This window comes from Pseudophaeobacter sp. C1-32P7 (assembly GCF_041008775.1).
GTDB classification, from domain to species: domain Bacteria; phylum Pseudomonadota; class Alphaproteobacteria; order Rhodobacterales; family Rhodobacteraceae; genus Phycobacter; species Phycobacter gallaeciensis_A.
This window is the reverse complement of the sequence record NZ_JAXGFR010000004.1, coordinates 77283-103159: the sequence shown is the minus strand read 5'-3', so window position 1 is coordinate 103159 and position 25877 is coordinate 77283. Positions and strand designations below refer to the sequence as shown.

The 25877-nt window shown below is 62.7% G+C and carries 22 protein-coding genes; 7 read left to right on the top strand and 15 right to left on the bottom strand.

Translation table 11 applies throughout. From position 1 onward, the window contains the following. Nucleotides 1-110 precede the first annotated feature (110 nt). Complete coding sequence (locus SM763_RS07235) at nucleotides 111-3005, bottom strand: error-prone DNA polymerase (RefSeq protein WP_368998107.1); 2895 nt, start codon at nucleotides 3003-3005, stop codon at nucleotides 111-113. Between the two features lie 243 nt (nucleotides 3006-3248). Between SM763_RS07235 and SM763_RS07230 the strand changes: the two genes are divergently transcribed. Then, nucleotides 3249-3713 carry a DUF1203 domain-containing protein gene (locus SM763_RS07230; protein WP_368998106.1) on the top strand — a complete coding sequence of 155 codons (465 nt, stop codon included), beginning with the start codon at nucleotides 3249-3251 and terminating at the stop codon, nucleotides 3711-3713. Between the two features lie 102 nt (nucleotides 3714-3815). Here the strand turns inward: SM763_RS07230 and SM763_RS07225 are convergent, their stop codons facing one another. Together SM763_RS07225 and SM763_RS07220 are read right to left on the bottom strand one after the other, a co-directional pair. Continuing rightward, the gene (locus SM763_RS07225) at nucleotides 3816-4283 is read right to left on the bottom strand and encodes a GNAT family N-acetyltransferase (protein WP_368998105.1); all 468 of its coding nucleotides are present in this window, start codon (nucleotides 4281-4283) and stop codon (nucleotides 3816-3818) included. A gap of 11 nt (nucleotides 4284-4294) precedes the next feature. Beyond that, the gene (locus tag SM763_RS07220; RefSeq protein WP_368998104.1) at nucleotides 4295-5224 is read right to left on the bottom strand and encodes an ATP-binding cassette domain-containing protein; all 930 of its coding nucleotides are present in this window, start codon (nucleotides 5222-5224) and stop codon (nucleotides 4295-4297) included. Between the two features lie 71 nt (nucleotides 5225-5295). On the opposite strand from SM763_RS07220, the gene SM763_RS07215 reads away from it, so the two are divergent. After that, nucleotides 5296-5478, top strand: coding sequence for a zinc-finger domain-containing protein (locus SM763_RS07215; protein WP_065271657.1), 183 nt, complete (start codon nucleotides 5296-5298; stop codon nucleotides 5476-5478). 133 nt (nucleotides 5479-5611) lie between these two features. Here SM763_RS07215 and SM763_RS07210 read toward each other — a convergent pair whose 3' ends face one another. Then, entirely contained in the window at nucleotides 5612-6520 is a 909-nt protein-coding gene (locus SM763_RS07210; RefSeq protein ID WP_274835588.1) for a hypothetical protein, read from the bottom strand. A 394-nt stretch (nucleotides 6521-6914) separates the two neighbouring features. Between SM763_RS07210 and polA the strand changes: the two genes are divergently transcribed. Continuing rightward, nucleotides 6915-9752 carry a DNA polymerase I gene (gene polA, locus SM763_RS07205; RefSeq protein WP_368998103.1) on the top strand — a complete coding sequence of 946 codons (2838 nt, stop codon included), beginning with the start codon at nucleotides 6915-6917 and terminating at the stop codon, nucleotides 9750-9752. A 129-nt stretch (nucleotides 9753-9881) separates the two neighbouring features. Here polA and SM763_RS07200 read toward each other — a convergent pair whose 3' ends face one another. The 6 genes from SM763_RS07200 to SM763_RS07175 all read right to left on the bottom strand — a co-directional run bounded on the left by SM763_RS07200 (nucleotide 9882) and on the right by SM763_RS07175 (nucleotide 15773). After that, on the bottom strand, nucleotides 9882-10187 hold the full coding sequence (locus SM763_RS07200) for a 4a-hydroxytetrahydrobiopterin dehydratase (protein WP_274830390.1): 306 nt from the start codon (nucleotides 10185-10187) through the stop codon (nucleotides 9882-9884). Further along, nucleotides 10184-11371 (bottom strand): GNAT family N-acetyltransferase, encoded by a 1188-nt coding sequence (locus tag SM763_RS07195; protein WP_368998230.1) that lies wholly within the window; start codon nucleotides 11369-11371, stop codon nucleotides 10184-10186. The genes SM763_RS07200 and SM763_RS07195 overlap by 4 nt, the downstream gene beginning before the upstream one ends. A 45-nt stretch (nucleotides 11372-11416) precedes the next feature. After that, complete coding sequence (locus SM763_RS07190; RefSeq protein WP_368998102.1) at nucleotides 11417-12190, bottom strand: glycerophosphodiester phosphodiesterase family protein; 774 nt, start codon at nucleotides 12188-12190, stop codon at nucleotides 11417-11419. Continuing rightward, nucleotides 12187-12645, bottom strand: a complete 459-nt coding sequence (locus tag SM763_RS07185) for a RidA family protein (RefSeq protein WP_065271662.1) — start codon at nucleotides 12643-12645, stop codon at nucleotides 12187-12189. Before SM763_RS07185 ends, SM763_RS07190 begins: the two co-directional genes overlap by 4 nt. A gap of 93 nt (nucleotides 12646-12738) precedes the next feature. Beyond that, nucleotides 12739-14043, bottom strand: a complete 1305-nt coding sequence (locus SM763_RS07180; protein WP_368998101.1) for an HlyD family type I secretion periplasmic adaptor subunit — start codon at nucleotides 14041-14043, stop codon at nucleotides 12739-12741. Further along, the gene (locus tag SM763_RS07175; protein ID WP_368998100.1) at nucleotides 14040-15773 is read right to left on the bottom strand and encodes a type I secretion system permease/ATPase; all 1734 of its coding nucleotides are present in this window, start codon (nucleotides 15771-15773) and stop codon (nucleotides 14040-14042) included. The genes SM763_RS07180 and SM763_RS07175 overlap by 4 nt, the downstream gene beginning before the upstream one ends. Before the next feature lie 188 nt (nucleotides 15774-15961). Here SM763_RS07175 and SM763_RS07170 point away from each other — a divergent pair, with 188 nt between their 5' ends. Both SM763_RS07170 and SM763_RS07165 read left to right on the top strand, forming a co-directional pair. Continuing rightward, entirely contained in the window at nucleotides 15962-16726 is a 765-nt protein-coding gene (locus tag SM763_RS07170; RefSeq protein WP_368998099.1) for an MlaA family lipoprotein, read from the top strand. 3 nt (nucleotides 16727-16729) lie between these two features. After that, complete coding sequence (locus SM763_RS07165; protein ID WP_274868310.1) at nucleotides 16730-17317, top strand: MlaC/ttg2D family ABC transporter substrate-binding protein; 588 nt, start codon at nucleotides 16730-16732, stop codon at nucleotides 17315-17317. A 193-nt stretch (nucleotides 17318-17510) separates the two neighbouring features. Here SM763_RS07165 and SM763_RS07160 read toward each other — a convergent pair whose 3' ends face one another. Continuing rightward, a complete protein-coding gene (locus SM763_RS07160; RefSeq protein ID WP_368998098.1) occupies nucleotides 17511-19775 on the bottom strand; it encodes a transglycosylase domain-containing protein in 2265 nt (754 codons plus the stop codon). Nucleotides 19776-20044: 269 nt separating this feature from the next. On the opposite strand from SM763_RS07160, the gene SM763_RS07155 reads away from it, so the two are divergent. Both SM763_RS07155 and amt read left to right on the top strand, forming a co-directional pair. Further along, nucleotides 20045-20383: a P-II family nitrogen regulator gene (locus SM763_RS07155; RefSeq protein WP_065271668.1), complete on the top strand. Its 339-nt coding sequence runs from the start codon at nucleotides 20045-20047 to the stop codon at nucleotides 20381-20383. Between the two features lie 25 nt (nucleotides 20384-20408). Next, nucleotides 20409-21728, top strand: coding sequence for an ammonium transporter (amt, locus tag SM763_RS07150; protein WP_368998097.1), 1320 nt, complete (start codon nucleotides 20409-20411; stop codon nucleotides 21726-21728). Between the two features lie 499 nt (nucleotides 21729-22227). Here the strand turns inward: amt and SM763_RS07145 are convergent, their stop codons facing one another. From SM763_RS07145 to SM763_RS07130, 4 genes are all read right to left on the bottom strand, one after another. Continuing rightward, a complete protein-coding gene (locus SM763_RS07145) occupies nucleotides 22228-23412 on the bottom strand; it encodes an amino acid aminotransferase (protein WP_368998096.1) in 1185 nt (394 codons plus the stop codon). Beyond that, the gene (gene sseA / locus SM763_RS07140; RefSeq protein WP_065271672.1) at nucleotides 23412-24263 is read right to left on the bottom strand and encodes a 3-mercaptopyruvate sulfurtransferase; all 852 of its coding nucleotides are present in this window, start codon (nucleotides 24261-24263) and stop codon (nucleotides 23412-23414) included. The genes SM763_RS07145 and sseA overlap by 1 nt, the downstream gene beginning before the upstream one ends. 192 nt (nucleotides 24264-24455) lie before the next feature. After that, entirely contained in the window at nucleotides 24456-24932 is a 477-nt protein-coding gene (gene smpB, locus SM763_RS07135) for an SsrA-binding protein SmpB (protein WP_065271673.1), read from the bottom strand. A 43-nt stretch (nucleotides 24933-24975) separates the two neighbouring features. Further along, nucleotides 24976-25845 carry a DMT family transporter gene (locus SM763_RS07130; protein ID WP_368998095.1) on the bottom strand — a complete coding sequence of 290 codons (870 nt, stop codon included), beginning with the start codon at nucleotides 25843-25845 and terminating at the stop codon, nucleotides 24976-24978. Nucleotides 25846-25877 lie beyond the last annotated feature (32 nt).

Here is a 25877-nt window from a genome sequence, read left to right as displayed (position 1 = left end):
CAGATGTGGCAAAGGGCGCAGGTAAGCGTGAGGGCCGCGCCCGCCCCTTCCCCCATGGGAGGGCGCTTTGCACCCACCCAGGGTCGGACGCGATCCTTGTTCTGTGCCGTTTACCCCTCTGGCGTCAGGATATGCCGCAGCAGCGCAACGGGATGGGCACGCAAAGACAGGCGCATGGCGACGTAATCCTCCACCACCTCTTCGCCCAGAGGCATCTGCGGCAGATGGGCAGTGGGTTCATCAATGGCCTCGCCTTCCAACTCGCGCTCGAACAGCGGCAGGGGTTTCTTTGCGGTGATCGCCTTGGCCTGCCACAACGCCTCACGGCGCGACAACCCCAGCACGGCAAAGGCATCGGCCTCGGCCAGTCGTTCGATCACCGGCGGCGGCAGGCCCGCCTTACGCCAGACGTCTTGCACCTCGGTATAGCCATTGCCGCGCGCCGCCGTGAGCCAGCTGACATCCTCGTCGCTGAGCCCCTTGATCTGTCGGAAGCCAAGGCGCAGCGCCAGCCCGCCCTGCCCGTCCGGCTCCATCACGTTGTCCCAGTAGCTGGCGTTGATGCAGATGGGGCGCACCTCAACCCCATGGGCGCGGGCGTCCCGCACGATCTGCGCAGGCGCATAAAACCCCATCGGCTGCGAATTGAGCAGAGCGCAGGCAAAGATCCCCGGATGGTGGCATTTGATCCAGGCCGAGGCATAGACCAAGAGCGCGAAACTGGCCGCGTGACTTTCGGGAAAGCCATAGGCGCCAAAGCCTTCGATCTGGGAAAAGCAGCGCTCGGAGAATTCCGCATCATAGCCATTGCGCGCCATGCCGCGCAGGAACAGGCTGCGGAATTCCGACACATTTCCGTGCTTGTTGAAGGTCGCCAGCGAACGGCGCAGCCGGTCCGCCTGTTCAGGGGGGAAGCCCGCCCCCACCATGGCGATCTGCATCGCCTGCTCCTGAAACAGCGGCACGCCCATAGTCTTGCCCAGCACCTCACCCAGCGCATCGGAAGGGAACTCCACCGGCTCCTCGCCATTGCGGCGACGGATATAGGGATGCACCATATCGCCCTGAATGGGGCCGGGGCGGATGATCGCCACCTCGATCACCAGATCATAGAAATTGCGCGGCCGCATGCGGGGCAGGAAATTCATCTGCGCCCGGCTTTCGACCTGAAAGACACCAATGCTGTCGGCCCGGCACAGCATGTCGTAGACCGCCGGATCCTCGGGCGGCAGCGTCGCCAGCGCGTAATCCAACCGGTGATGCTGCCGCATGAGGTCAAATGCCTTGCGGATGCAAGTCAGCATGCCCAGGCTCAGGACATCGACCTTGAGAATGCCCAGCGCATCGATATCGTCCTTGTCCCAGCAAATGACCGTGCGCCCCTCCATGGTGGCGTTCTCGATCGGCACCAATTCATCCAGCCGACCCGCGGTGATGATGAAACCGCCGACGTGCTGGGACAGGTGCCGGGGAAAGCCGATGATCTGCCCCACCAGATCCAGCGTCTGGCGCAGGCGGGGCGCGTCGGGATCCAGCCCGATCTCGCGCAGGCGGGCATCGCCGCCGCCGCTGCGGTCAAAACTGCCCCACAGCTGCGAGGACATGGCAGCAATGGTATCGTCGCTCAGCCCCATGGCGCGGCCCACCTCGCGGATGGCGCGCTTGCCCCGGTAATGGATCACCGTCGCGCAGAGCCCCGCCCGGTGGCGGCCATAGCGGTCATAGATCCACTGGATCACCTCCTCGCGGCGCTCATGCTCAAAATCCACATCGATGTCGGGCGGCTCATCGCGGGCCTCGGAGACAAAGCGCTCAAACACCATGGTGCCGGTTTCCGGGCTGACCGAGGTGACGCCCAGGCAATAACACACCACCGAATTCGCCGCCGAGCCACGCCCCTGACACAGGATCCCGCGGGAGCGCGCGAAATCGACGATGTCGCGCACGGTCAGGAAATAAGGCTCGTATTTCAGACGGGCGATCAGGGTCAGCTCATGCTCCAGCATGTCGCGCACCTTTGGCGGCGCGCCTGCGGGATAGCGCCAGATCAGTCCCTCTTCTGCCAGGCGGCGCAGACGCGCGGACGGGGTTTCACCCTCCAGCCCCTCGTCCGGGCAGTCATAGCGCAGCTCATCCAGCGAGAACGTGAGCCGCGCTGCGAGATCCTGCGCCCGGGTCAGCGCCCCCTCATGCCCGCGAAAGATCCGCTGCATCTCATGCGGTGCACGCAGGCGCTGTTCGCCATTGGCAAGGGCGGCGCGGCCCAGATCCTCGACCCGGCAGCGCAGGCGAATGGCGCTGAGCACGTCCGCAAGGCGGCGGCGCGATCCGTGGTGCATGCGCGGGGCGGCGCTGGCAATCGTGGGCAGGTTCAGCGTGTTTGCCTGTTCCTCCAGCCGGGCAAAGCGACGCCCATCCCGCCCATCATAAACAGGTGCCATCATCAGGTGCATCCGCCCGGCAAAGCAGCGCGTCAGCGCCTCCATATGCGGCGCCCATCCGCCCGCGCCGCCCGGTAGGTGTCCCGCCGGTGGCAGAAGCAGCAGGTGCAACCGCTCGCCCTGCTCCAGAAGATCAGCCAGTTCCAGATGACAGGCACCTTTCTCGGCCCGCAACCGCCCAGCCGAGATCAGCCGACACAGGCTCCCCCAGCCTGTACGATCCTCTGGCAAGGCGATCAGCGGCGGCGCATCGGCGAACACCAGCCGCGCTGCCGGGATCAGCCGCGGCACCGCATAGATCGGAAAAGACGGCGCTGGCGGCACATCCGCAGGCCGGGGCGGTCCGATCAGCGCATTGTCCCGGTCCCAGGCCTGCCGCTCTGCCACACGCCGGGCAATATCGCGGCAATGGCTGTGCGCGCGTACGATCCCGGCCACCGAATTCTCGTCTGCGATCGCCAGCGCCTCAATCCCCAGCGCCACCGCACGCTCCACGTACTCCTCCGGGTGCGACGCCCCGGTGAGAAAGGTGAAGTTGGACAGAATCGCGAATTCAACAGACATGCCTCCAGTATATATTCACGTTTTGTTCTTATTTCGAGTCACCCATTCCGCCACAGGGTGCCGCCCCGCGGATCCCGCCCGAAGGGGGGATCCGCGCCACGCCCAACCGGGGAAAATCCGGCCCTGCCGGTTTTGAAACGGGCGGGAGCCTCTGCCTGTTTTCACCATCAGCCAGATGCGCAGGATCCGGGTCGCCACCGCCCTGACACTGCGGGCAATGTCGCGTCAGAACAGGAGACAGACATGCTGACAATCACCGCCCTTACAACCGACACCGCCCGCGCCCTGCAGGCCGGAGGCCTTGATGCAAACGGCCAGACACCGGAACGTAGCACATCAGGCGGAGCCGGAAATCCCTGCCGCCACTGCCTGCGCTACATCCCCGAAGGCGCCGGGATGCTGATCCTTGCCCACCGTCCCTTTCCCACCCCGCAGCCCTATGCCGAGGTCGGGCCGATTTTTCTTTGTGCAGAGGAATGCTCCCGCCACGAAGGGGACGCGATGCCCGAGGTGCTGCAAGGCTCCCCCGACTATCTGATCAAGGGTTACGGACAGGATGACCGTATCGTCTATGGCACCGGCGCGGTGGTGGAGAATGACCACATGCTGGGACAGGCCGAAGAGATTTTCACCGATCCACGCGTCGCCTATATCCACATTCGCTCGGCCCGCAACAATTGTTATCAGGCGCGGATTGATCGGGAGTGAATGCAAATAAGACAGCGCCCGAGCCTGGGTGGGTGCAAAGCGCCCTCCCTGGGGGAGGGTCGGACGCTGTCCGGCATGACGGCCGGGCAAAAAAGTCCGCGTCTACGACGTCTTCCCCATGGCATAGTTGTGCATGGCCACGCCCCGGCGGATGAAATCGCGGCGCCCCTTTTCGGTGAAGCCTTGCCGCAGGAAGAACCGGCGGGCGGCTTCGCTGGCCTCGACGTAAAGGCTATCAAGACCACGCCTGCGGGCTTCTTCTACCAGCGCGGCATAAAGCGCGGCGCCGATCCCGGTGCCCGCATGATCCGGCGCGATGTAGAAACAGTCGATATGGCCATCCGGCTCCAGCTCGATGAACCCCTGCGCCACGTCATCCTGATCCGCTGCGACCCAGATCTGCCGCCCATCCTTTGCGCGCCGCCAGATCACATCGGCGGGCGCTTCCTCCGGGCTCCAGGCCGCGCATTGCGCCGGGGTGTAGTCCCGCGCGCCGATCCCGTGCACGGCGGCATGAAAGATGCGGCCCCAATCCGCCGCATCACGCTGCTCGAATGGACGAATGCGCATCGGGGTGCCCCTCAGACAGATTTCGTAAGCGCGAGGAAGACATCCTCCAGATCCGCCTCTTCGGTCTTCACATCGCGAATCGAGATCCCGGCGGCGCGCACGGCGGCCAGCACATCCTCGGCGCTGGTTTTCTGGCTGTGATAGCGCAGCACCACGGCGCCATCGCCGCGCAGCTCGGACTCGATGCCTTCGCCTTTTGGCAGATCGTTCACCGGAGCGGCCGGATGCACCACCATGGCGCGGGCATCGAGACGGCCCAGCAGATTGGCGGTGCTGTCGCGCGCCACCACTTCGCCCTGGTTGATGATGGCGATCTCGTCGCACATCTCTTCGGCCTCTTCCAGGTAATGGGTTGTCAGGATGATGGTCATGCCCTGCTGGTTCAGCTTGCGCACGTTTTCCCACAGCATCTGACGCAGCTCGATATCCACCCCGGCGGTGGGTTCATCGAGCACCAGGATATTGGGGCGGTGCACCAGCGCCTTGCCTAGCAACAGCCGCCGCCGCATGCCGCCCGACAGGGTCCGGGCATAGGCTTCGGCCTTGTCCTCCAGCCCGATCATGCGCAGGATCTCATCGCTGTAGCGTTCGGATTTCGGCACGCCATAAAGGCCCGCCTGCACCTCCAGCGCGCCGCGCGGGGTGAAGAAGGGGTCAAGGTTCAGCTCCTGCGGCATCACCCCGATCGAGGCGCGGCTCTGGCGCGGGTTTTCGTCCTGATCAAAGCCCCAGATCGTCACCTTGCCGCTGGTTTTCACCACCAGCCCCGCAAGGATGTTGATCAGGGTGGACTTGCCGGCCCCGTTGGGCCCGAGCAGCCCAAAGACCGATCCGCGCGGCACCGTCAGATCGATGCCCTTCAGCGCGTGTTTCTCGGGCTGGCCCTTGCCGCCCTTGTAGGTTTTGCGCAAGCTTTCGATCCGGATTGCATCATCAGTCATCGCGGCTCTTGCTCCCTCGGCTGTCCTGTCACATAAAGCCCCTACCCCATCAGCAAGAGGATCGCCAGCCGATGACCATCGAAGCGCCTGAAACCAAGATCGTTGACAGCTACCGTGTCGCCTGCGACGGCGGCGAAGGCGCGCTGGGACATCCGCGGGTCTACCTGCAGATCCCCGAGGATACCGGCTGGGTCGAATGCCCCTATTGCGACTGCAAGTACATCCACAAGGATTTCGAAGGTAAAGCCAACTGATCCCGCCTTTTCCGGCAGATCAGCATGCCTGAGACGACGAAAGGCGCCCACGGGAAACCGGAGGCGCCTTTTCTATATTCTATCGTCATTTGGGCCAGTCAGCTCGGAATTATCCGCTATCTGGCCCGTGGGCTCAGACCATGTCGAGTTCGTCCTCTTCCATAGCCGCCTCTTCGCCCGCGCCCGCGTCACTCTCTGCATCCGGCTCAAGGCTCAGCGCCGCCATGAGCTCCTGACCGGACTCATCGCCAGAGGCCGAGAAGCCCTCAAGCGCGTCATCATAGGCCATCAGCACCTCATCAGCATCCTGAAAGCCGCCTTCGGGTGCATCGATTCGGAACAGTTCCTCGGGTTCCCCATCCGCGCCATCACCATAGAAGATGATGGATTCGATTGAGGTTACTTCGCCATAGACCTCGTCCGTATCGAAGTACGACAGGTAGTTTTCAAAGGTCGGCTCGGTGCCCTCGGGCAGTGCGATGTTGTTATAGGGGTTCGGATCGGGTTCTTCGTCCAGAATATAGGTACCGCCCAAGGGCGCGCCCGTGTCAGAGAACTCCTCACCAAAGAAGATCTTGCTGTAGGTAGGGTCTTCCGGCTCCTCGGGCACCTCCGGCTCTTCGGGGTCCGTGGAAACGCCCTTGATCGATCCCGCATCAGTGGTTGTCGAGGTGGCCCGAATACCGAAAATATCAATATCCTCAAGGCTATCGACATCCAGAGATACCGTCAGCGTATCGCCATCCGACAGATAGGTTTCCTTGTCTTCCCCCTCCGGACCAAGACCCGGATCGCTCAGCGCTGCAGCATCGTCCCACTGGATCTTATCGCCTTCAAGCCGGGTCCCGTTCATGTTGAGCGGACCATCCAGCGAGGCGCTGTCACCCGAAAAGTCGTCGTCGCCAAAATAGACGGCATTCACATCCATCGCCCCTTCGACGACCGAAATATCGGCAAAGAATTCGCCATTTTCCTCATAAAGGGAGACCGTGTAGGACAGCCCTTCTGCTTCATAATTGAAGACCTTTGCATAATCCGGCATCCGGTTCTCCTTCACTCAAACGCAAGGTTGGTGGAACAGATTTTTCCAAATTCAGCATCCCCCCAGGCTCCCACCTCGGGCACGCGCGATTGACGCTTGATACACCAGAAACTTAAAATGCCGGAGAAAAACCGCCGACACGGGGTGGAAACAGACTGTTTACCGCTGGCCTGATGCCCGGTTTTCATACAGTCAGTCTTGGGACCTCGTCAGGCCGATAGGCCGGACAGCCCTCGACCCTCCCCGGCAAAAGGGAAGCGGGCCGTCCTTACCCGCGCCCCGCAATCCTGCTGATTGCCCGCCCGATCCCAAACTCCAATTGCCCTTGGACGCCGGATCACCGATAACCCGGAAACAGAACACGAACGGTTTCCCGGGAAGGAGCGCGACAGTCATGAGCGGTACGCAATTCGGCAAAGGCTGCCATCTTCACCTGATCGACGGCTCGGCCTTCATCTTTCGGGCCTACCACGCGCTGCCGCCGCTGACGCGCAAGTCCGACGGGCTGCCGATCGGCGCCGTCGCGGGTTTTTGCAACATGTTGGTGAAATATATCGAGACCAATACCGGCCCCGATGCGCCCACACATGTGGCAGTCATCTTCGATCACTCGGGCAAGACCTTCCGCAACGATCTTTATGATCTTTACAAGGCCAACCGCCCGCCTGCGCCCGAAGACCTGCGTCCGCAGTTCCCGCTGACCCGCGACGCCACCCGTGCCTTCAACATCGCTTGCAAGGAGATCGAAGGTTTCGAAGCCGACGACATCATCGCCACCCTGGCCCATCAGGCACGCGATGCGGGCGGGCGCTGCACCATCATTTCCTCAGACAAGGACCTGATGCAGCTGGTCGGCGGCGGCGTCGAAATGCTGGACGCGATGAAGAACAAGCGGATCGACAGCGACGGCGTGATGGAAAAATTCGGCGTCGGCCCCGACCGGGTGGTCGATGTGCAGGCACTGGCCGGTGACAGCGTCGATAACGTCCCCGGCGCGCCGGGCATCGGGATCAAGACCGCCGCGCTGCTGATCAATGAGTTCGGCAGCCTTGATGAGCTGCTGGACCGCGCCGAAGAAGTCAAACAGCCCAAGCGCCGCCAGACCTTGATCGAGAAACGCGACCAGATCGAACTGTCGAAAAAGCTGGTGCAGCTGGACTGCGACATGACGCTCGACTTTTCGCTTGATGATCTGGAACTGCGCGAACCCGATCCAGATACGGTACTGAATTTCCTGACCGAGATGGAATTTCGCACCCTCAGCGCCCGGATGGCCAAGCAGATGGGCCGCGAAGCGCCGATGATCCCCGAGCCCACCGCTACCCCCGCTGCGGCAGCAGAGGACGATCCGGCAGAGGCCGTGCCTTTCGACGCCGAAAAATACGAATGCGTACGCGATGCCGAGGCGCTGCAGGTCTGGATCGACCGGATCCGGGGCCGCGGCTGGGTTGCCTTTGACACCGAGACCACCGGCCTCAATGAAATGACCGCCGATCTGGTAGGTGTATCCCTGTGTGTGGAGCCGGGCGAAGCCTGCTATATCCCGCTCACCCACAAGGCCGAGGCAGGCAGCGACGATCTTTTTGGATCGGATGCCTTGGCCGATGGCCAGATGGATTTCGACACGGCACTTTCGATGCTGAAACCGGTGCTTGAGGATCCCGCGATCCTCAAGATCGGCCAGAACATGAAATACGATGCCAAGATCATGGCCCGCCAACGCGGGGCGGGCTTTGCGGATGGCATCACCGTCGCGCCCTATGACGACACCATGCTGCTGTCATACTCCCTCCACGGGGGGGAGCACGGTCACGGCATGGACACGCTTTCGGAACGGTACCTCGACCACACACCGATCCCGATAAAGCCTCTCCTGGGCACCGGAAAATCCGCGATCACATTCGACCGGGTTCCGATTGCCGATGCCGTGCCTTACGCAGCCGAGGACGCCGATATCACCCTGCGTCTGTGGAAGACGTTCAAGCCGCAGCTGCACCGCGAAAAGGTCACCACCGTCTATGAAACGCTGGAACGCCCCTTGTCGCCGGTGCTTGCCCGGATGGAGCGTCACGGCATCAAGGTCGACCGCGACACGCTGAGCCGCATGTCCAACGCCTTTGCCCAGAAAATGGCAGCCCTTGAGGATGAGATCCACACGTTAGCCGGAGAAAGCTTCAACGTCGGCAGCCCGAAACAGCTGGGCGAGATCCTGTTCGACAAGATGGGCATCGAAGGCGGCAAGAAGGGCAAGACCGGCGCCTATGCCACCGGCGCCGACATCCTGGAAGAGCTGGCGACAGAGCACGAGCTGCCCGCCCGCGTGCTGGACTGGCGGCAATTGTCGAAACTGAAATCGACCTATACCGACGCGCTTCAGGATCACATCAACCCGGAAACCGGGCGGGTGCATACATCCTACGTGCAGACCGGCGCCAACACCGGACGCCTCGCGTCGGCCGATCCGAACCTGCAGAACATCCCCGTCCGCTCCGAGGAAGGCCGCCGCATCCGCGAGGCATTCGTGGCGGAGACCGGCAACAAGCTCCTATCCCTCGACTACAGCCAGATCGAGTTGCGCATTCTCGCCCATGTGGCCGATATCGGCACGCTGAAACAGGCCTTTGCCGATGGGCTGGACATTCACGCCATGACCGCCTCGGAGGTCTTTGACGTGCCGCTGGACGAGATGACACCGGACATCCGCCGCAAGGCCAAGGCGATCAACTTTGGCGTCATCTACGGCATCTCGGGATTTGGTCTGGCGCGCAACCTGCGCATCCCGCGGGCAGAGGCGCAGGGCTTCATCGACCGCTATTTCGAACGTTTCCCCGGTATCCGAAAATACATGGACAGCACCGTGGAGTTCGCCAAGGAGCACGGCCACGTGCAGACCCTGTTCGGGCGCAAGATCCACACGCCCGAGATCAACGCCAAGGGACCGCGCGCCGGTTTTGCCAAACGGGCTGCGATCAACGCGCCCATCCAGGGCACAGCCGCCGACGTGATCCGCCGCGCCATGGTCCGGATGCCGGATGCCATCGCCCACCTGCCCGCCAAGATGCTGTTGCAGGTGCACGACGAATTGATCTTCGAGGTGCCGGAGTCGGCAGTGGAGGAAACCACCGAGACCGCTCGCCGGGTAATGGAAAGCGCCGCAGATCCGGCGGTGCATCTGGATGTGAAACTGACCGTCGATGCCGGGACCGGCGACAACTGGGCCGAAGCCCACTAAGCGCGCCCGCCCTGATCCAACCTGTTCCAACCTGATCCCAGGCCTAGAGGTACCCCCCGGCAGCCAAGCAGCCGGGGGTATATCTTTCAGCTACTGGCTTTTTACCTGCAGGCTGGGTTGGCCGCGCGCCTACTCAACCCGGCCAAACAGAGCATCCATCTTGCGTGCCAGTTTGGCATCCTGCGCGCTGAGGCCGCCCACATCATGGGTGGTCAGCACCACCCAGACCCGATTGTAGATATTGCGCCACTCCGGGTGATGGTTCCATTTCTCGGCCCAGATCGCCGCGCGGGTCATCCAGCCAAAGGCCTCGTCAAAGCCTGCGAACAGGTAGACCTTGGTGATGGCATCGCGCCCTTCGACCATGCTCCAGCCCGCAGCGAACAGCGGATCCAGCAGCGGGCCACGGGTGGCCTCGGAGAGTTTCTCGGTCATTCCTGTTCCTCCACTTGTGCCTTTCGGAACGGACCATAATCGGTGAGGATCTCGATCTCTTCCTCGACCGCGGCCCGCTCGGCCTCCAGATAGCGTTGTACCGCATCTGCGAACCCGGGATCACCAATCCAATGCAGGCTGTGCGTCTGTGTCGGCAAATAACCGCGCGCCAGCTTGTGCTCACCCTGCGCGCCGGCCTCGACCCGCTTCAGCCCCATCGCGATGGCCTGTTCAATCGCCTGATAATAGCACAGTTCGAAATGCAGGAACGGGTGATGCTCGATGCAGCCCCAATAGCGGCCATAGAGCGTCTCGCGACCGATGAAGTTCAGCGCCCCGGCAACCGGGTGCCCGTCCCGTTCGGCCAGCACCAGCAGCATGTCATCCGCCATGACCTCATGCGCGATATCGAAAAAGGCGCGGCTGAGGTAGGGAGAGCCCCATTTACGGCTGCCGGTGTCCTGATAGAACTCCCAGAAGGCGTCCCAGTGTTCGGGGCGCAGATCAGCGCCAGTGTAACAGGCGATCTCACCGCCAAACGCCTGCGCCTGCCGCCGTTCCTTGCGCAGGGTCTTTCGCTTGCGCGACGACAGGGCGGCAAGGAAATCGTCGAAAGCGGCATAATCGTCGTTCAGCCAGTGATATTGCTGGGTGGCGCGGCTCATCAATCCGATTTCGGAACCGATCTGCGCTTCCTCCTCGGTGCAGAAGGTCACATGCAGCGAAGAGACGTGATTGTCCGCCGCCAGTTGCACCGCGCCCTGCACCAGCGCCGAATGGCCGATGCCCTCGGCCCCTGGGCGCACCAGCAGGCGGCGACCGGTTGCGGGGGTAAAGGGCACCGCGATCTGCAGCTTGGGATAATAACGCCCGCCCGCCTGCTCATAGGCATGGGCCCAGTTGTGATCGAAGATGTATTCGCCCTGGCTGTGCGATTTGGCATAAAGCGGCGCGCAGGCGATCAGCTGCCCGTCCTGATAGGCGGTCAGATACTGCGGCTGCCAGCCAGTGCCGCGCCCGACCGATCCGCTTTGCTCCAAGGCCAGCAGAAACCTATGGGTGGTAAAGGGATCGAGCGGGCGCCCACCATCCGCAGCCTCGGCGCAGGCGCAGGCGTCCCAGTCCCCGGCAGCGATCTGCGAAAGGGACTCCAGAACCTGAATTTCGATCCGTGCCTGATCCATGCGGCCTCCTTTGCTCATCAGTATCTGGCCCCTGTCCGGGGCGGATCAAGACGGCAGCGGGGAAAGATAATTCTCAAAGGTCACATTGTCAGCATAGCTGCGCGCCTCCGCCTCTTCGGCAGGCGAAGTTATGGTCCAGCACAGCACCGGAACCCCGGCATCGCGCAGCGCCTGCACCCGGGGCCGGGCCAGATCGCTGGCTTCGTGGCTGATGAAACAGGCCTCGGCCCGGTCAAAATCCGGGATATTGCGCAGATCGTTGCAGACCGCGCGGGGCAGTTCAGGCCATTCTTCGGGCACATAGGCGCTGGTGACGATGCCGCGCGCGATATGAGGCGCCAGACGCGCCAGTTCAGCCACCGAATGCGGGTTGAAAGACATCAGCGCCACCGGCCCGTCATAGCCCTGCAAGGCCGTCACGGCGGCCTGCTCCAGCGCCCCCACGTTCGCGCCCATATGACCGTCCTGATCCTTGATCTCGATCAGCAGCGGCGCCTGCCCCGCCACCAGCTGCAGCACTTCGGCGAAATCCGGTATGCATTCGCCATCGCCGCCGCTGAGTGGGATCTGGCGCAGCGCCTCTGCCGTGCGGGCCCGGACCGGGCCGGTCTCTTCGGTCAGGCGCTCAAGCGTGTCATCGTGAAACACCATCGGCTGGCCGTCGGCAGAGAGTTGCAGATCGATCTCGATCGCATAGCCCGCCGCGATGGCCGCGCGGATCGCCGCGCGGCTGTTTTCAGGTCGCCCCGCCGCCAGATTGTGCAGCGCGCGATGCGCCACCGGCAGCTTCAGGAACGGGGCGGGTAGTGCGGGCCTCATTTGATCTGGAACACCGCGTCGATTTCAACAGCAACGCCCAGCGGCAGAGAGGGGCTGCTGACGGCGGAGCGCGCGTGCCGACCGGCATCGCCAAGCGCCGCCACCAGGAAATCGGAGGCACCGTTCACCACCTGCGGCTGCTGGGTGAAATCGGCGGTGGAATTGACAAAAGCGCCCAGTTTTACGACCCGCACCAGACGCTCCAGATCACCGCCGCAAGCCGCCTTCAACTGTGCCAGAAGCGCGATGGCGCAGCGTTTTGCCGCCGCCTGACCGGCCTCGACCTCCATGTCATCGCCAAGGGTGCCGGTAATCAGCCCGCCTTCATCCGCCGAGATCTGACCAGAGACATAGACCATGTCCCCTGCCACGACGTAGGGCACGTAGTTTGCCGCCGGTGCCGGGGCTTCGGGCAGGGTAACGCCCAGTTCTGCAAGTTTGGCTTCGATGCTCATGACGGCTGTCCTCCAGATCACTGTTTGGAGGCGACGCTAGCGCCGAAGCAGGCCGCCGAAAAGAGCAAAACGCCCTGTCGGCGGCCCGCGTGATCAGGTTTCGCGGAAGGCCTTGACGAAATAATCGCTCAGCGGTTTTAGCAGATAGGCCATGGGCGAATGATCCTTGGTGCGGATATAGCTTTCCACCGGCATGCCTGGGATCAGGGCGGTATCCGCAGGCAGTCTTTCCAACTCGCCTTCGTTCAACTCGATCTCGGCGCGGTAGTAAGAGACCCGCGTACCTTCGTCCTCAAAAGCGTCAGCAGAGACCTGCGTCACCTTGCCGAAGAGTTCCGGGGTCTGGCGCTGATCCAGCGCCGAGAAGCGCAGCGTCACCGACTGACCGACAAAGATCTGATCGATATCCGTCGGTACCACCTGCACCGCGATCACCAGCGGACGGTCCTGCGGTACCAGATACAGCACCGGCTCTGCCGGGCGGATCACCGAGCGCGGCGTGTGGACCTGCATACCATAGACAACGCCCGAGACCGGCGCGGTGATATCGAGCCGTTTCAGCCGCTCCAGAACCGAGCGGCGGGTTTCGGCCAGCTCAAGTTCCTGATAGCGCAGATCACGTAGCCGGGTGATCGCCTCCTCGCGTTGGCGCGAGCCAAGCGTCAGGATCTGGATGTCGATTTCGGTGATACGGCCTTCGGCCTGGGCCTGATTGGCCAGGAGTTCCCCCAGAGAGCCGCTGAGGTTCGCCTCGGTGCGGCGCAGGTTCAGAACCGTGCCAGCCTGCGCCAGCCCACGCTCCAGCAGGGTCTGCTGGTTCTTCAGCTCCTCGCCGATCAGCTCCAGCTGAACCCGCATGGAATCCTGCTGCGCCTTGATGCCGACGATCTGATCGTTGATCTGGGCGCGACGTTTCTCCAGTTGCTCGATCTCGCGGGCAGTGGAATCCCGGCGGGCCAGAAACAGACGCTGCTGCCCCTCCATAAGGTCGCGCACCTCGGGCCGCTCGGGGGCCAAAGCCACCAGTTCGGCGTCAAACGTGATTTCCTCCGCCTCGTCGCGCTCGGCCTCAAGCCGCCCACGGCGGGCCATCATCTCGAACAGCTGGCCTTCCGTGATCACCAGCCGCGAGTGCAGTTCGGCCGCATCAAGACGCAGCAGCGTTTCACCGGCGGCAACGGTATCGCCTTCGTCAACCAGGATTTCCGAAACGATGCCTCCATCCAGATGCTGAACCACCTGACGGTTGCGATCCACCTCAATCCGGCCGGTCGCCACAACTGCGCCCGCAATCGAGGACATCACCGCCCAGGTTCCAAACCCACCGACCAGGATCAGCAGTCCCAGCAGGCCAAGGGCCAGCGGACGCCGGGCGGACCAGTCTTTTTCTACGCTCATTGTACACCTCCGGGGGCCCGTGCCTTGCGGATCGTCTGATGGTTCGCGACCATTTCCTGCAGTACCTTGTCCTTGGGACCAAAGGCGGTCTGTACACCCTGGTCGATCACCAGCAGCAGATCGCATTCCTGAATGGCCGCTGGACGGTGGGCCATAATCATCACCGATTTTCCTTCGGCCTTGAGCTGTTTGATCGCCTGATTGAGCGCCACCGATCCGTCATTGTCGAGGTTCGAATTGGGCTCGTCTAGAATGACGAAAACCGGATCATCATAAAGTGCACGAGCCAAAGCAACCCGCTGCATCTGCCCGCCGGACAGACGCCCCCCACCGGAAGAAACCGCTGTGTCATAGCCGTCAGGCAGCTTGACGATCATATCATGCGCGGCAGCCTTCTTGGCGGCGGCAACAACCTTTTCGGCATCAGGCTCCTGAGACAGCCGGGCAATGTTCTGGGCGATGGTGCCGTCAAACAGCTGCACCCGCTGCGGCAGATACCCGATGTGGCGGCCCAGAACGTCCGGCGCATATTGATCAATGGAGGCCCCGTCCAGCCGCACCGTGCCCGCCGCCGGGCGCCAGGCCCCGGTCAGCGCCTTGGCCAGGGTGGATTTACCCGATCCCGACGGGCCGATCACGCCGATGGCCTGTCCCGGTTGCACCCGGAACGACACGTTGCGTAGCTGCGCTTTGTTGTCACCGGGCGGTACCACCGCCAGCCCCTGCACCTCGAGCAGCGCCTTGGGTTGCGGCAGCGCTGTGCGCTCCTGTTCCGGCGGTACCTTGGCCAGAAGTTCGCCGAGGTTGCTCCAGCCTTTCATGGCGCGCTGCACCATGGGCCACTGGCCGAGGCCCAGTTCGATCGGGGCCAGCGCCCGGCCCATCAGGATCGACCCGGCGATCATCGCCCCGGGGGTCATCTCGCCCTGCAGCACCAGATAGGCGCCCAGCCCCAGCATGGCCGATTGCAGAAACAGCCGCAGCGTCTTGGTGAGGGTGGTGAAGCCGCCGCCGGTGTCATTGGCCGCGATATTGTCCTTCAGCGCCGACGTGCGCGCCTTCTGCCAGCGCTGGAAGGCGGCGCCGCGCATCCCCATCGACTGGATCATCTCCGCCTCGGTGCGGATTTCCTCGGACATCAGGTTGGCCTTGTGCCCCGACACGTTTGCTTTTTGCAGCGGTGTGCGGCTTAGCAGCTGGTTCAGAAGAGCAATTCCGATCAGCACCGCCCCGCCACCCAGCGCCAGCAGGCCGAGCCAGGGGTGAAACAGAGCGATCCCCGCCAGGAACACCGGTGTCCACGGCAGGTCGAAAGCAGCGCCCAGAACCGGCGAGGAAATCAGCCGCTGGATGGATTCCAGATCGCTGAGGCCGGTCTGGGCGACCGGGTCGCGCGCCAGCGCCGAGCGGCGGATCATGGCATCGAACACCCGCTGATCCAGCGCCGCCTGGAACCGGGCCCCGGCCCGGGCCAGGATCCGGCCACGGGCGTAATCCAGAAGACCCATCATGCCGTAAAGGAACACCACCAGGAGCGACAGGGCCACCAGGGTTGCTTCTGAGCGGCTGCCCAGGACCCGGTCATAGACCTGCATCATATAAAGCGGGCCGGTCAGCATCAGCATGTTCACGAAAAAGCTGAAGACTCCGGTAGACCAGAAAAGCCCACGGTTGCGGCGACGCACATACCGAAGCTCATCAAATCCCGGTTTTATATTTTTTTCCTTCATCTCTGGTTCCAATACCTGTTCAAGCGCGCCTGTTCATACTAAAGCAGGGCAGCGAGCTGCCCGCAGAAAACCTGTTCCAATTCTGCCACAGTTTCACAATCAAGGCCTTCAAAGGGTGGGAAGCAGAAGGATTCCCAATAAGTGCGCTCGGTGTGCTCCAAATTTGGACCAAGGGAAACCCAGACCCGATGACTTTTTTTACGCGATCATTTGCAACGCTCTCTGCCCTGCTTGTATCAGCTCTGCTTTTGGCTGGCTGCGCGACACAGGATCCGACGGCAAAAGCTGCGGGCGAGACCTTCGATCCCTATGAAAATACGAACCGGGCAGTGCATCGGTTCAACCTTGGCCTTGACCGCGTGGCCTTCCGTCCGGCCTCCAAAGGCTATGTCGCGATCGTCCCCGACCCCATGGTCACGAGCTTTTCACATTTTGCTGAGAACCTCTCGATGCCGGGCCAAGCGGTCAACGCACTGCTTCAGGGTAACCTCAAGGAATCCGGCATCGCACTGGCGCGGTTTGCCATCAACACCATCGTCGGCGTCGGCGGCCTCGGCGATCCGGCTAGTGCCTTTGACATTCCGCCGGTCGACACCAATTTCGGTGAAACGCTGCACGTCTGGGGCGTTGGCGAAGGCGCCTATGTGGAACTGCCGGTTTACGGTCCTTCAACAACCCGTGACGCGGTGGGCATCGCCGTTGATTTTTTCACCAATCCCATTTCCTTTGCTGAGCATAATCCAGCCGACAACATCGGTGTCTATGCAGAGATCGTGCGTCGGCTTGGAGACCGTGGAAGATATTCTGATACCGTGGATTCGATTCTCTACGAAAGCGCCGACAGCTATGCGCAGGCCCGTCTGATCTACCTTCAGAACCGCCGTTTTGAGCTGGGCGAAAGCAGTGAGATCACAGAGATCGATCCGTTTGAACTGGATACCGAAGGGTTTTGAAAGATGAACCGCCGTATGTTTCTTGCCGCAGCTGGTGCTGCAACCATCACCGCGCCCAGTGCGCTCTTGGCTTTGAACGAAAACTCGGCCAGCCGGTTGATCGACAATCTTGTCACTGACATCAATCGCGTCATTGCCTCGGGCAAGTCCGAAAATGCCATGTACCGCGATTTCGAGCGGATCTTTGGCCAGTACAGCGACACCTCTTATATTGCTGCCTATGCGATGGGCGTCGATGCGCGCCGCGCCTCGGCAGCGCAGAAACGGGCCTTCTCTGACGCCTTTCAGGGCTACATCTCGCGCAAGTATGGGCAGCGGTTCCGCGAATTCATCGGCGGTCGCCTCGAGGTGACCGGTGTGAAGCGCGTCAAGAAATGGTTCGAGGTCAGCACCACCGCCTATCTCAAGGGGCAGGCGCCGTTCGAAGTGACCTTCCTGGTCTCCAACCGCTCCGGCAAGGATCTGTTCTTCAACATGTATATTGAGGGCGTAAACCTTCTGCTGACCGAACGGACCGAGATCGGCGCCATTCTCGACCGCAACCGCGGCGACATCGACAAGATGATCTCAGAGCTGAAACGCCTCAGCTGATCCCTGCCCGCGCCGCGCAATGCGCGGCGCACGGCCCAACGGCTGCGGCGGCCCGGCAGGGCAGCAACAGCGGGCGGGAGCCGCTCCCTGCCCCTTTTCACTATGATCCACTGTTTTGCCTTGGCTGTGGTCGCGCATTGCGGCTACACGAGTCGCCGCGACCTCTTCCCGCCAGCCTGCCGGGGGCGCCAACTCAGTTGCCGAAGATATCCCTCAGGATGCCATCCACCGCGCGGCCTAACTCCTGACCGATCCGGGGACCGCGACGCTGATCCCTGTCTGAGGGTTGCGGCTTGGGCAATGGATCCGGCGCCTGCATCGGCAGCGGTTTCGGCTCCAGGCCCTCGTGCACCCGCACCATCGCCTCGTGCCAGATCTCGGCCGGTAGCCCGCCTCCGGTCACACCGGTCAGCGGCGTGTTATCGTCATAGCCCATCCAGACCCCGGCGACGTAATCCGCCGTGAAGCCGATGAACCAGGCGTCCCGCGCCGCCTGGGTGGTGCCGGACTTACCCGCCGCCTGCCAGCCAGGGATCTGCGACCGCCGTCCGGTGCCTTCGGCGATCACCTTTTCCATCATCCAGACCAGTTGCTGCGCCGCCTTGGTGCGGATTACCCGCTCTCCCATACCGCCGCTGGAGCCCATCAGCGGTTCGCTGTCTTCCACAAGGCTCAGCGAGGTCACCCCATAGGGCGTCACCGAAGAGCCGCCGTTGAGGATCCCGGCATAGGCGCCGGTCATGTCCAGAAGCGTGCTTTCCGAAGCGCCAAGCGCCAGCGCCGGACCTTCAGCCATCTCGTTGTCGATGCCAAAATCGCCAGCCACCCGGCGCACCAGATCGCGGCCCACCGCTTCGGAAATCTTCACCGCAGGAATATTCAGCGAATCCCGCAGCGCCTGAGTCAGGGTGATTTCGCCGTAGTATTTGCGGGTATAATTCTGCGGGCACCATTCGCCCGATCCCGGAATATCCATGCAATAAGGCGCATCCAGCACTCGGTCGAGCGGCGAGTATCCCAGCTCCAGCGCCGTGGCATAGACAAAGGGTTTGAAAGCGGAGCCGGTCTGCCGTTTCGCCTGGGTGGCGCGGTTGAAGACGCCGGACACCCGCGTCTTGCGCCCGCCCACCATGGCGCGCACGGCGCCATCGGCGCTCATCACCACGATGGCGGCCTGGGCCTTTGACCCTTCGCGCACCTTGTTCTCAAACACATGATCCACCGCGCCTTCCACGGCTTTCTGAAGGCGCTGGTCCAATGTGGTGCGGATCACCACGTCCTCGGTGGTCTGATCGCCGAAATAGCTGGGGATCGTATCCATCACCCAATCGGCGAAATATCCCCCGGCCCGCGCCTCGGCAGCTTCGCTCAGCTCGGCGGGGTGACTTTGCGCGTATTGGGTTTCCTTGGCTGTCAGATAGCCCTGTTCGTTCATCAGGCGCAGCACGGTGGCGGCGCGGTCCTGCGAGCGTTTGAGATTATTGGTCGGTGCCAGCGAGGACGGCGCGGTCAGAAGACCGGCGATCATCGCACCCTCGGCCGCGTTCAGCTGGTTCGCGGATTTTCCGAAATAGCGCTGCGCCGCCGCCTCGGCCCCATAGGCGCCGCCGCCCATATAGGCCCGGTTCATATAGATCGAAAGGATCTCGTCCTTGGTGTATTTGGCCTCCATCGCCATGGCGTAGACCGCCTCGGTCGCCTTGCGCCAAAGGGAGCCCTGACGGCAATCGGCCTCATAGGCGCGCTCGCTTTCCCAGACCTCGGGGTCATAGACCTCGCCAAGGCATAGCAGCTTCGCCGTCTGCTGGGTGATGGTCGAGCCGCCATGTCCGGACAGTGGACCGCGCCCTTCGCTCAGGTTGATGCGCACCGCGCTGGCAATCCCGCGCGGCGAGACGCCGAAATGACGGTAGAACCGCTTGTCCTCGGTGGCGACCACCGCGTTCTTCAGGTGTTTCGACACGGTCTGTGTGGTGACGACGCCGCCAAACTGATCCCCGCGCCAGGCAAAGACCTCTCCCTTGGCATCCAGCAGGGTGACCGAGCCACGCGCCCGCCCATCCAGCAGCTGCGTCACCTCGGGCAGCTTCATGTATTGATAGCCGACCGCCAGGGCGACGATGCCAGTGCAGATCAGCCCGACGCGCCAGGTAAAGCCCCAGACCAGACGCAACAGCCAGCGAAACGGCGCCAGAAGGGTCCCGATCAGCCCGCGTTTGCGTTTGGGGGCCGGTTTGCGCGTCGCTGCCGACTTTTTCCGCGGCGCAGCCTGCTTGGGTGCGGCCTTCTTGGGCGCTGCGGCGGCAGGTTTGCGGCGCCCGAAAAGAAACCCAAAGATCCCGCCACCGGAACTGCCTTTGCCCGCGCCCCGGCGCGTGGATTTGGACCCTTTGCCGGATCTGCTCTTGGGATAGCGTTTATCCGCCACCAGCGGCTTGCGCCCTGATCCTTGTGCCATGTCAGTATCCTGCCAGTGTCCTGCCCGGTTTGCCCGTTTTGGCGACAATAAACCGATCCCACTGCTTTGTAGAGGGGCAGTTTTGCCGGAAACTCCCTCCTCAAAACGCTCAAAATGCAGGCATTGACCACTTTTTAAGCAAAATAATTAGGCCAGAGGCCGCCATTCCGCCCTGCAAACAGGCTCTTCCGGTTCCCCCGACTCGGGGTGGCCGCTTTGCTGCAGGTGCGAATGGAGCGGCCTAAGTGGTCCAGAAATAGGGTGTCGAGATGAAAATGATCATAGCAGCCATCAAACCCTTCAAACTCGAGGAGGTCCGCGAAGCGCTGACCGGAATCGGCGTTTCAGGTCTGATGGTGACGGAAATCAAAGGCTTTGGAGCCCAGGCGGGCCACACGGAAATCTACCGTGGCGCGGAATACGAAGTAAACTTCGTCCCCAAGGTCAAACTGGAAATCGTGGTGCCAGGGGAGCTGGCGGATCAGGTGGTCGACACCATCTCGTCCACCGCCCGCACCGGCAAGATCGGCGATGGGAAGATCTTTGTCCTGGATGTGGCACAGGCCGTGCGGGTGCGCACCGGCGAAACCAACCTCGAGGCGCTTTAAGCGTCCATTTCGGAGGAAAATACAGATGCGTAAACTGAAACTCTCTCTTGCCGCCACGGCCTTTGCCGCCCTTCCGGGCCTGGCACTGGCGCAGGACGCGGCAGCAGAACCCCCCGACATCAACCCCTATATCTTTACCACCCTGCTGTTCCTGATCGGCGGCTTCCTGGTGTTCTGGATGGCTGCAGGCTTTGCCATGCTCGAAGCAGGCCTGGTGCGTTCCAAGAACGTGACCATGCAGCTGACCAAGAACATCGCGCTGTTCTCGATCGCGGCCATCATGTACTGGCTGATCGGTTTCAACCTGATGTACCCCGGCGACTGGGTGATCTCGGGCGTGATGGGCCCCTGGTTCTCCATCACCTCGCTTGAACCGGTTGGTCTGGCGGCAGCGGATGCCTCGCTCGACTATGCTTCGGTTGGCTCCGACTTCTTCTTCCAGCTGATGTTCTGCGCCACCACTGCCTCGATCGTCTCCGGCACCCTGGCCGAGCGTATCAAGCTGTGGCCCTTCCTGATCTTCGTCGCGATCCTGACCGGCGTCATCTACCCGATCGAAGCCTCCTGGCAGTGGGGCGGCGGCTTCCTGTCCGAAATGGGCTTCTCCGACTTCGCCGGCTCCACCCTGGTACACGCTGCAGGCGGTTTCGCAGCCCTGGCAGGCGCGCTGATCCTCGGCCCGCGTATCGGCAAGTACAAAGACGGCAAAACCATCCCGATGCCCGGCTCCAACCTGGCTCTGGCGACCCTGGGTACCTTCATCCTGTGGCTCGGCTGGTTCGGCTTCAACGGTGGCTCGCAGCTGGCGATGGGCACCGTGGGCGATGTGACCGACGTGTCGCGCATCTTCGCCAACACCAACATGGCTGCCGCTGCCGGTGCTGTCGCTGCTCTGCTGCTGACCCAGGTCATGTTCAAGAAGCCCGACCTCACCATGACCCTGAACGGCGCCCTGGCCGGTCTGGTGTCGATCACCGCGGGTCCGCTTGATCCCTCGCTGTTCGGCGCGCTCTGGATCGGTGCCGTCGGTGGTGTGATCGTGGTCTTCGTTGTGCCGATGCTGGACAAGCTGAAGATCGACGACGTCGTCGGCGCCATCCCGGTGCACCTGGTCGCAGGCTTCTGGGGCACCTTCGCGGTTCCCTTCTACACCGAAGGTACCTCCTTCGTGACCCAGATCACCGGCTTCGTTGCCATCGGCGCCTTCACCTTCATCGTCTCCGGCATTGTCTGGCTGATCCTGAAGGCCACCATGGGCATCCGCGTCACCGAAGAAGACGAGATCAACGGTCTCGACATGGCGGAACTGGGCATGGAAGCCTATCCGGAGTTCAAGGCAGGCTAAACCCAGCCTCCTGACACAGATCTAGGAACGCGGCCTCTCGGGGCCGCGTTTTTCTTTGCCTAGTCCCCTTTCCCCCAGCATCGAGTGAACCCTCCCGCCCGCTCCGGCACAGTCATAGACTGTCCCTTTGCGGTTGGGCCCGGCGCCGCTGACGCGGCGCCTGCTGCTCTCATCTGTAGCCAAAGCCCCGCCCATCAAAGCGCACCGCGGGTCAAGGGCCGCACCAGCGGCCTCGCGCAAAGCGCGAGGTTCCCTTGAGGCGCGGTGCGCTGCTGTTCACAATGGTCAGGGCGCGTTTGAGGGCAGACCTGCCCTTAAACCGCTTCTCAGCGAAATCCCTTGCGCCGCGTCAGCGGCGCAGGGCCCAAACCCGCCAAGGGGTCTTGCCAGAGGCAAGGCACCTGCGGGCGCGGGAGCCCCTGCCCCATGACAGTAACACAAAAAACGCGCCCCACTCGGGAGCGCGTTTGGCTCTTCCCATCATTGTTTGTCGCGGCGCTCAGACGCCCGCGTCGATGATCGCCTTGGCCAGCAGCGGCACCGTGGTCTTGTTGAGACCCGCGATATTCATGCGGCTGTCGCCGACCATGTAAATGCCATTGTCGACCCGCATCTTATCGACCAGCTCGGGCGTGGTCCCGAGCAGCGAGAACATGCCCCGGTGCTGCGCGATAAAGCCGAAGCGGTCCGAGCCGCTCAGGCGCTGCAGCTCATCCGCCAGCTGTTGACGCAGACCCAGCATGCCCAGGCGCACCTCTTCCAGCTCGGATGCCCAATCGGCGCGCAGGGCGTCGTCGTTCAGGATCATCGTCACCAGGCGCGCGCCGTGATCCGGCGGGAAAGAGAAGTTCTGCCGGTTGAGGAAGGCCAGCGTGCCTTGGTTCAGCGCCTGGGCGCTGCCGTCCTGGCTAACCGCCATCAGAAGGCCGGTGCGTTCGCGGTAGATGCCGAAATTCTTGGAGCAGCTTGCCGCGATCAGGCATTCGGGCGTCTGGGCAGCCACCATGCGCACACCCGCCGCGTCTTCTTCCAGACCGTCGCCAAAGCCCTGGTAGGCAATGTCGATCATCGGGATCAGACCGCGCGCGTTCAGAAGGTCGATCACCTCCTGCCACTGGGTGGTGTTCAGGTTGGCCCCGGTGGGGTTGTGGCAGCAGCCGTGCAGCAGCACCACGTCGCCCTTCTCGGCGTCCTTCAGATCCTCGATCATCCCGTCAAAGTTCACGCCACGGGTTTCGCGGTCAAAATAGCGGTACGTGACGGTCTCGATGCCGACGTATTTCAGGATCGAGATGTGGTTCGGCCAGGTCGGGTCCGACACAAAAACGCGTGCCTTGGGGTTGGCCATCTTGATCAGCTCGAACGCCTGACGCACCGCGCCGGTACCGCCGGGGGTCGCGGCGGCAGCGATATTGCCGCGATCAACGCTACCCGCAAGGATCAGCTTGATCATGACATCACTATAGCCGGGATCGCCCGCCAGACCTGTGTAGGCCTTGGTGGTTTCTTCTTCCCACAGCTTGTGCTCGGCGGCCTTGATCGCGCGCATCACCGGGGTGACGCCCTCGGCGTTCTTGTAGACACCGACGCCAAGGTCGATTTTCTGCTCCCGCGGATCTTCGCGGTACATCTGCATCAGCGCCAGGATCTTATCCGCTGGCTGCGGTTTCAGGGTCTCGAACATCAGTTCTCTCCGGTTGCAACGGGTAGGGTCGGGAAGGCGCCCCATTCTGCCCAGGATCCATCATAAAGCGCGTGATCGGTCTTGCCGATGCGCTCCAGTGCCAGGCTGAGAACGGCGGCGGTCACACCCGAGCCGCAGGTGGTGATGGCAGGTTTCGCAAGGTCGACACCCGCGCCTTCAAAGGTGGCGCGAATGCCGTTTGCGTCTTTCAGGGTGCCATCGGGGTTCAATAGGGTCACATAGGGCACGTTCTTCGAGCCGGGGATATGGCCCGAGCGCAGCCCTTCGCGCGGTTCCGGGACCTCGCCGCGGAACCGTTCGGCAGCGCGGGCGTCGATGATTTCATGATCGCCCAGCTTGGCGGCCGCAGAGACCTGCGTCACATCGCGAACCAGCTGGTTCTGCACCCGCACGGTCATGTGGCGGTCGCGGATCATCGGCGGCAGGTCTTCGACCGGATGCCCCTCAGCCTGCCATTTCGGCAGACCGCCATCCAGCACCGCGACATTCATCTGCCCCATCAACCGGAACAGCCACCAGACACGGGCCGCCGATTTCAGGCCGGCGCCGTCATAGACCACCACCTGATGACCGTCGCCCACGCCCATCGCGCGCAGGCGCGACATGAACTTCTCGACCGGAGGCACCATATGGGGCAGTTCCGACCGGTGGTCCGAAATATCATCGATGTCAAAGAAGCGCGCGCCGGGGATATGGGCCGCGTCATATTCCGCCTTGGGATCGCGGTTCTCATTGGGCAGATACCATGACCCGTCCAGAATCCTGAGATCGGGATCCTTCAGATGGGCTGCCAGCCAGTCGGTTGACACAAGAGTTTTCGGATCATCCATCAAAAACGCCTCCCCTCAGGTTCGCTGGCGCATGGGTACAGCCCACCGCGCGGAGTCGCAAGAGAAGCGGCTGTTCCGGTACAATATTTCCCTGATACATGCACCAAACGTGGTGCCGTGGCGACAAACGGCCCGCCGGGCCTGCCTCGTCCCTGTCCCGAAGGATGGTTCCGGCAGCTCAGGCTATTGGCGTCAGCGCGCGTCCTTCAGCAGCCGCTGTTTCTGGCGCGACCAGTCGCGTTTGGCCTGGGACTCGCGCTTATCGTGGTTCTTCTTACCCTTGGCGATGCCGATCTTCATCTTGGCCATACCTCGGTGGTTGAAGTAGAGCACCAGCGGAACCAGGGTCATGCCCTTGCGCTGCGTCGCATTCCACAGGCGTGCCAGCTCCTTGCGCGAGACCAGCAGCTTACGGCGGCGGCGCTCCTCGTGCTTGAACACCTTGGCCTGCGCATAGGGCGCGATATAGGAGTTCACCAGCCACAGCTCCCCGTCGTCGACGGTCGCATAGGATTCAGCGATATTGGCGCCCCCGGCGCGCAGGGATTTCACCTCCGACCCCTCAAGAACGATCCCGCATTCGAGATCTTCCTCGATCGCGTAATCGAACCGCGCCCGGCGGTTCTCGGCAATTACTTTGTAGTTCGGGTCTGATTTCTGCTTGGCCATGGCAGGCAGATGTAAGCGCGCCCGGGACCGGACGCAAGATGACTCAGGCTTTGCGGCTGCGGATCAGGGTAAAGACACCACTGGCCACGATCACCGCGCTGCCAATCAGCGTCAGCGTATCGGGCCGCTCGCCAAAAACCAGGATGCCCAGCACCATGGCAAAGACCAGCCGTGTATAGCGGAACGGCGCCACGACCGAGATTTCGCCCAGCCGCATGGCGCCGGTCAGCGCCCCATAGGCGATCACCCCGATCACCGTGGCGCAGGCCACATCCAGCCAAACACCCGGATCGGCCAGCGCCCCTTCCCCCAGCCCATCAAGCCCGGTCCAACCCAGCGCGATGACCCCGGCCACTGCCAGCATGGCAAAACCCAGCATACCGAGCTGGCTGTTGTGCATCGACACATGCGCCGCCCGCGTTGCCAGATCGCGCCCGGCAAAGCCCAGCGTTCCGGCCACCGCGAACAGTGAGGCCGGTTCAAAGCCGCTGACCCCGGGGCGCAGGATGATCAGCACCCCGGCGAAACCGACCAGAATCGCCAGCCAACGCCGCCAGCCCACCGTTTCGCCAAAGAACACCACCGCGCCCGCCGCAACCACCAGCGGCGTCGCCTGCAGGATGGCCGAGGCCGAGGACAGCGGTGTCAGCGCAAGGGCCAGGGTAAAACACAGACGACCAACGACCTCTGACAGAGAGCGCAACAGCATCACGCGCGTGCAATAGGCCGAGTGCCACAAAGCCTGCCCCTGCGCACGCGCCACCAGTGCAAACAGCACCATACCGCCAAGACCGAAGAAAACCAGAATCAACCCGACCGGCAGCGCCTGCGCCGCTGATTTGATGAACATATCCTCCAGCGCAAAGGCCCCCATGGCCAGCACCATCAACAGACTGCCGCGCAGCGTTTCCATCGGTGCCTCCCCCAATCGGCTTTTACGTCCCT

What these genes read in the sequence shown, in the direction of transcription:
- SM763_RS07195 (WP_368998230.1), bottom strand. Translation starts at nt 11,371, where the DNA reads ATGGATCAGGCACGGATCGAAATTCAGGTTCTGGAGTCCCTTTCGCAG.
- SM763_RS07160 (WP_368998098.1), bottom strand. Translation starts at nt 19,775, where the DNA reads ATGGCACAAGGATCAGGGCGCAAGCCGCTGGTGGCGGATAAACGCTAT.
- SM763_RS07155 (WP_065271668.1), top strand. Translation starts at nt 20,045, where the DNA reads ATGAAAATGATCATAGCAGCCATCAAACCCTTCAAACTCGAGGAGGTC.
- SM763_RS07145 (WP_368998096.1), bottom strand. Translation starts at nt 23,412, where the DNA reads ATGTTCGAGACCCTGAAACCGCAGCCAGCGGATAAGATCCTGGCGCTG.
- SM763_RS07175 (WP_368998100.1), bottom strand. Translation starts at nt 15,773, where the DNA reads ATGAAGGAAAAAAATATAAAACCGGGATTTGATGAGCTTCGGTATGTG.
- SM763_RS07230 (WP_368998106.1), top strand. Translation starts at nt 3,249, where the DNA reads ATGCTGACAATCACCGCCCTTACAACCGACACCGCCCGCGCCCTGCAG.
- SM763_RS07190 (WP_368998102.1), bottom strand. Translation starts at nt 12,190, where the DNA reads ATGAGGCCCGCACTACCCGCCCCGTTCCTGAAGCTGCCGGTGGCGCAT.
- SM763_RS07170 (WP_368998099.1), top strand. Translation starts at nt 15,962, where the DNA reads ATGACTTTTTTTACGCGATCATTTGCAACGCTCTCTGCCCTGCTTGTA.
- SM763_RS07165 (WP_274868310.1), top strand. Translation starts at nt 16,730, where the DNA reads ATGAACCGCCGTATGTTTCTTGCCGCAGCTGGTGCTGCAACCATCACC.
- SM763_RS07185 (WP_065271662.1), bottom strand. Translation starts at nt 12,645, where the DNA reads ATGAGCATCGAAGCCAAACTTGCAGAACTGGGCGTTACCCTGCCCGAA.
- SM763_RS07200 (WP_274830390.1), bottom strand. Translation starts at nt 10,187, where the DNA reads ATGACCGAGAAACTCTCCGAGGCCACCCGTGGCCCGCTGCTGGATCCG.
- polA (WP_368998103.1), top strand. Translation starts at nt 6,915, where the DNA reads ATGAGCGGTACGCAATTCGGCAAAGGCTGCCATCTTCACCTGATCGAC.
- SM763_RS07210 (WP_274835588.1), bottom strand. Translation starts at nt 6,520, where the DNA reads ATGCCGGATTATGCAAAGGTCTTCAATTATGAAGCAGAAGGGCTGTCC.
- SM763_RS07220 (WP_368998104.1), bottom strand. Translation starts at nt 5,224, where the DNA reads ATGACTGATGATGCAATCCGGATCGAAAGCTTGCGCAAAACCTACAAG.
- SM763_RS07235 (WP_368998107.1), bottom strand. Translation starts at nt 3,005, where the DNA reads ATGTCTGTTGAATTCGCGATTCTGTCCAACTTCACCTTTCTCACCGGG.
- smpB (WP_065271673.1), bottom strand. Translation starts at nt 24,932, where the DNA reads ATGGCCAAGCAGAAATCAGACCCGAACTACAAAGTAATTGCCGAGAAC.
- SM763_RS07180 (WP_368998101.1), bottom strand. Translation starts at nt 14,043, where the DNA reads ATGAGCGTAGAAAAAGACTGGTCCGCCCGGCGTCCGCTGGCCCTTGGC.
- amt (WP_368998097.1), top strand. Translation starts at nt 20,409, where the DNA reads ATGCGTAAACTGAAACTCTCTCTTGCCGCCACGGCCTTTGCCGCCCTT.
- SM763_RS07130 (WP_368998095.1), bottom strand. Translation starts at nt 25,845, where the DNA reads ATGGAAACGCTGCGCGGCAGTCTGTTGATGGTGCTGGCCATGGGGGCC.
- SM763_RS07215 (WP_065271657.1), top strand. Translation starts at nt 5,296, where the DNA reads ATGACCATCGAAGCGCCTGAAACCAAGATCGTTGACAGCTACCGTGTC.
- SM763_RS07225 (WP_368998105.1), bottom strand. Translation starts at nt 4,283, where the DNA reads ATGCGCATTCGTCCATTCGAGCAGCGTGATGCGGCGGATTGGGGCCGC.
- sseA (WP_065271672.1), bottom strand. Translation starts at nt 24,263, where the DNA reads ATGGATGATCCGAAAACTCTTGTGTCAACCGACTGGCTGGCAGCCCAT.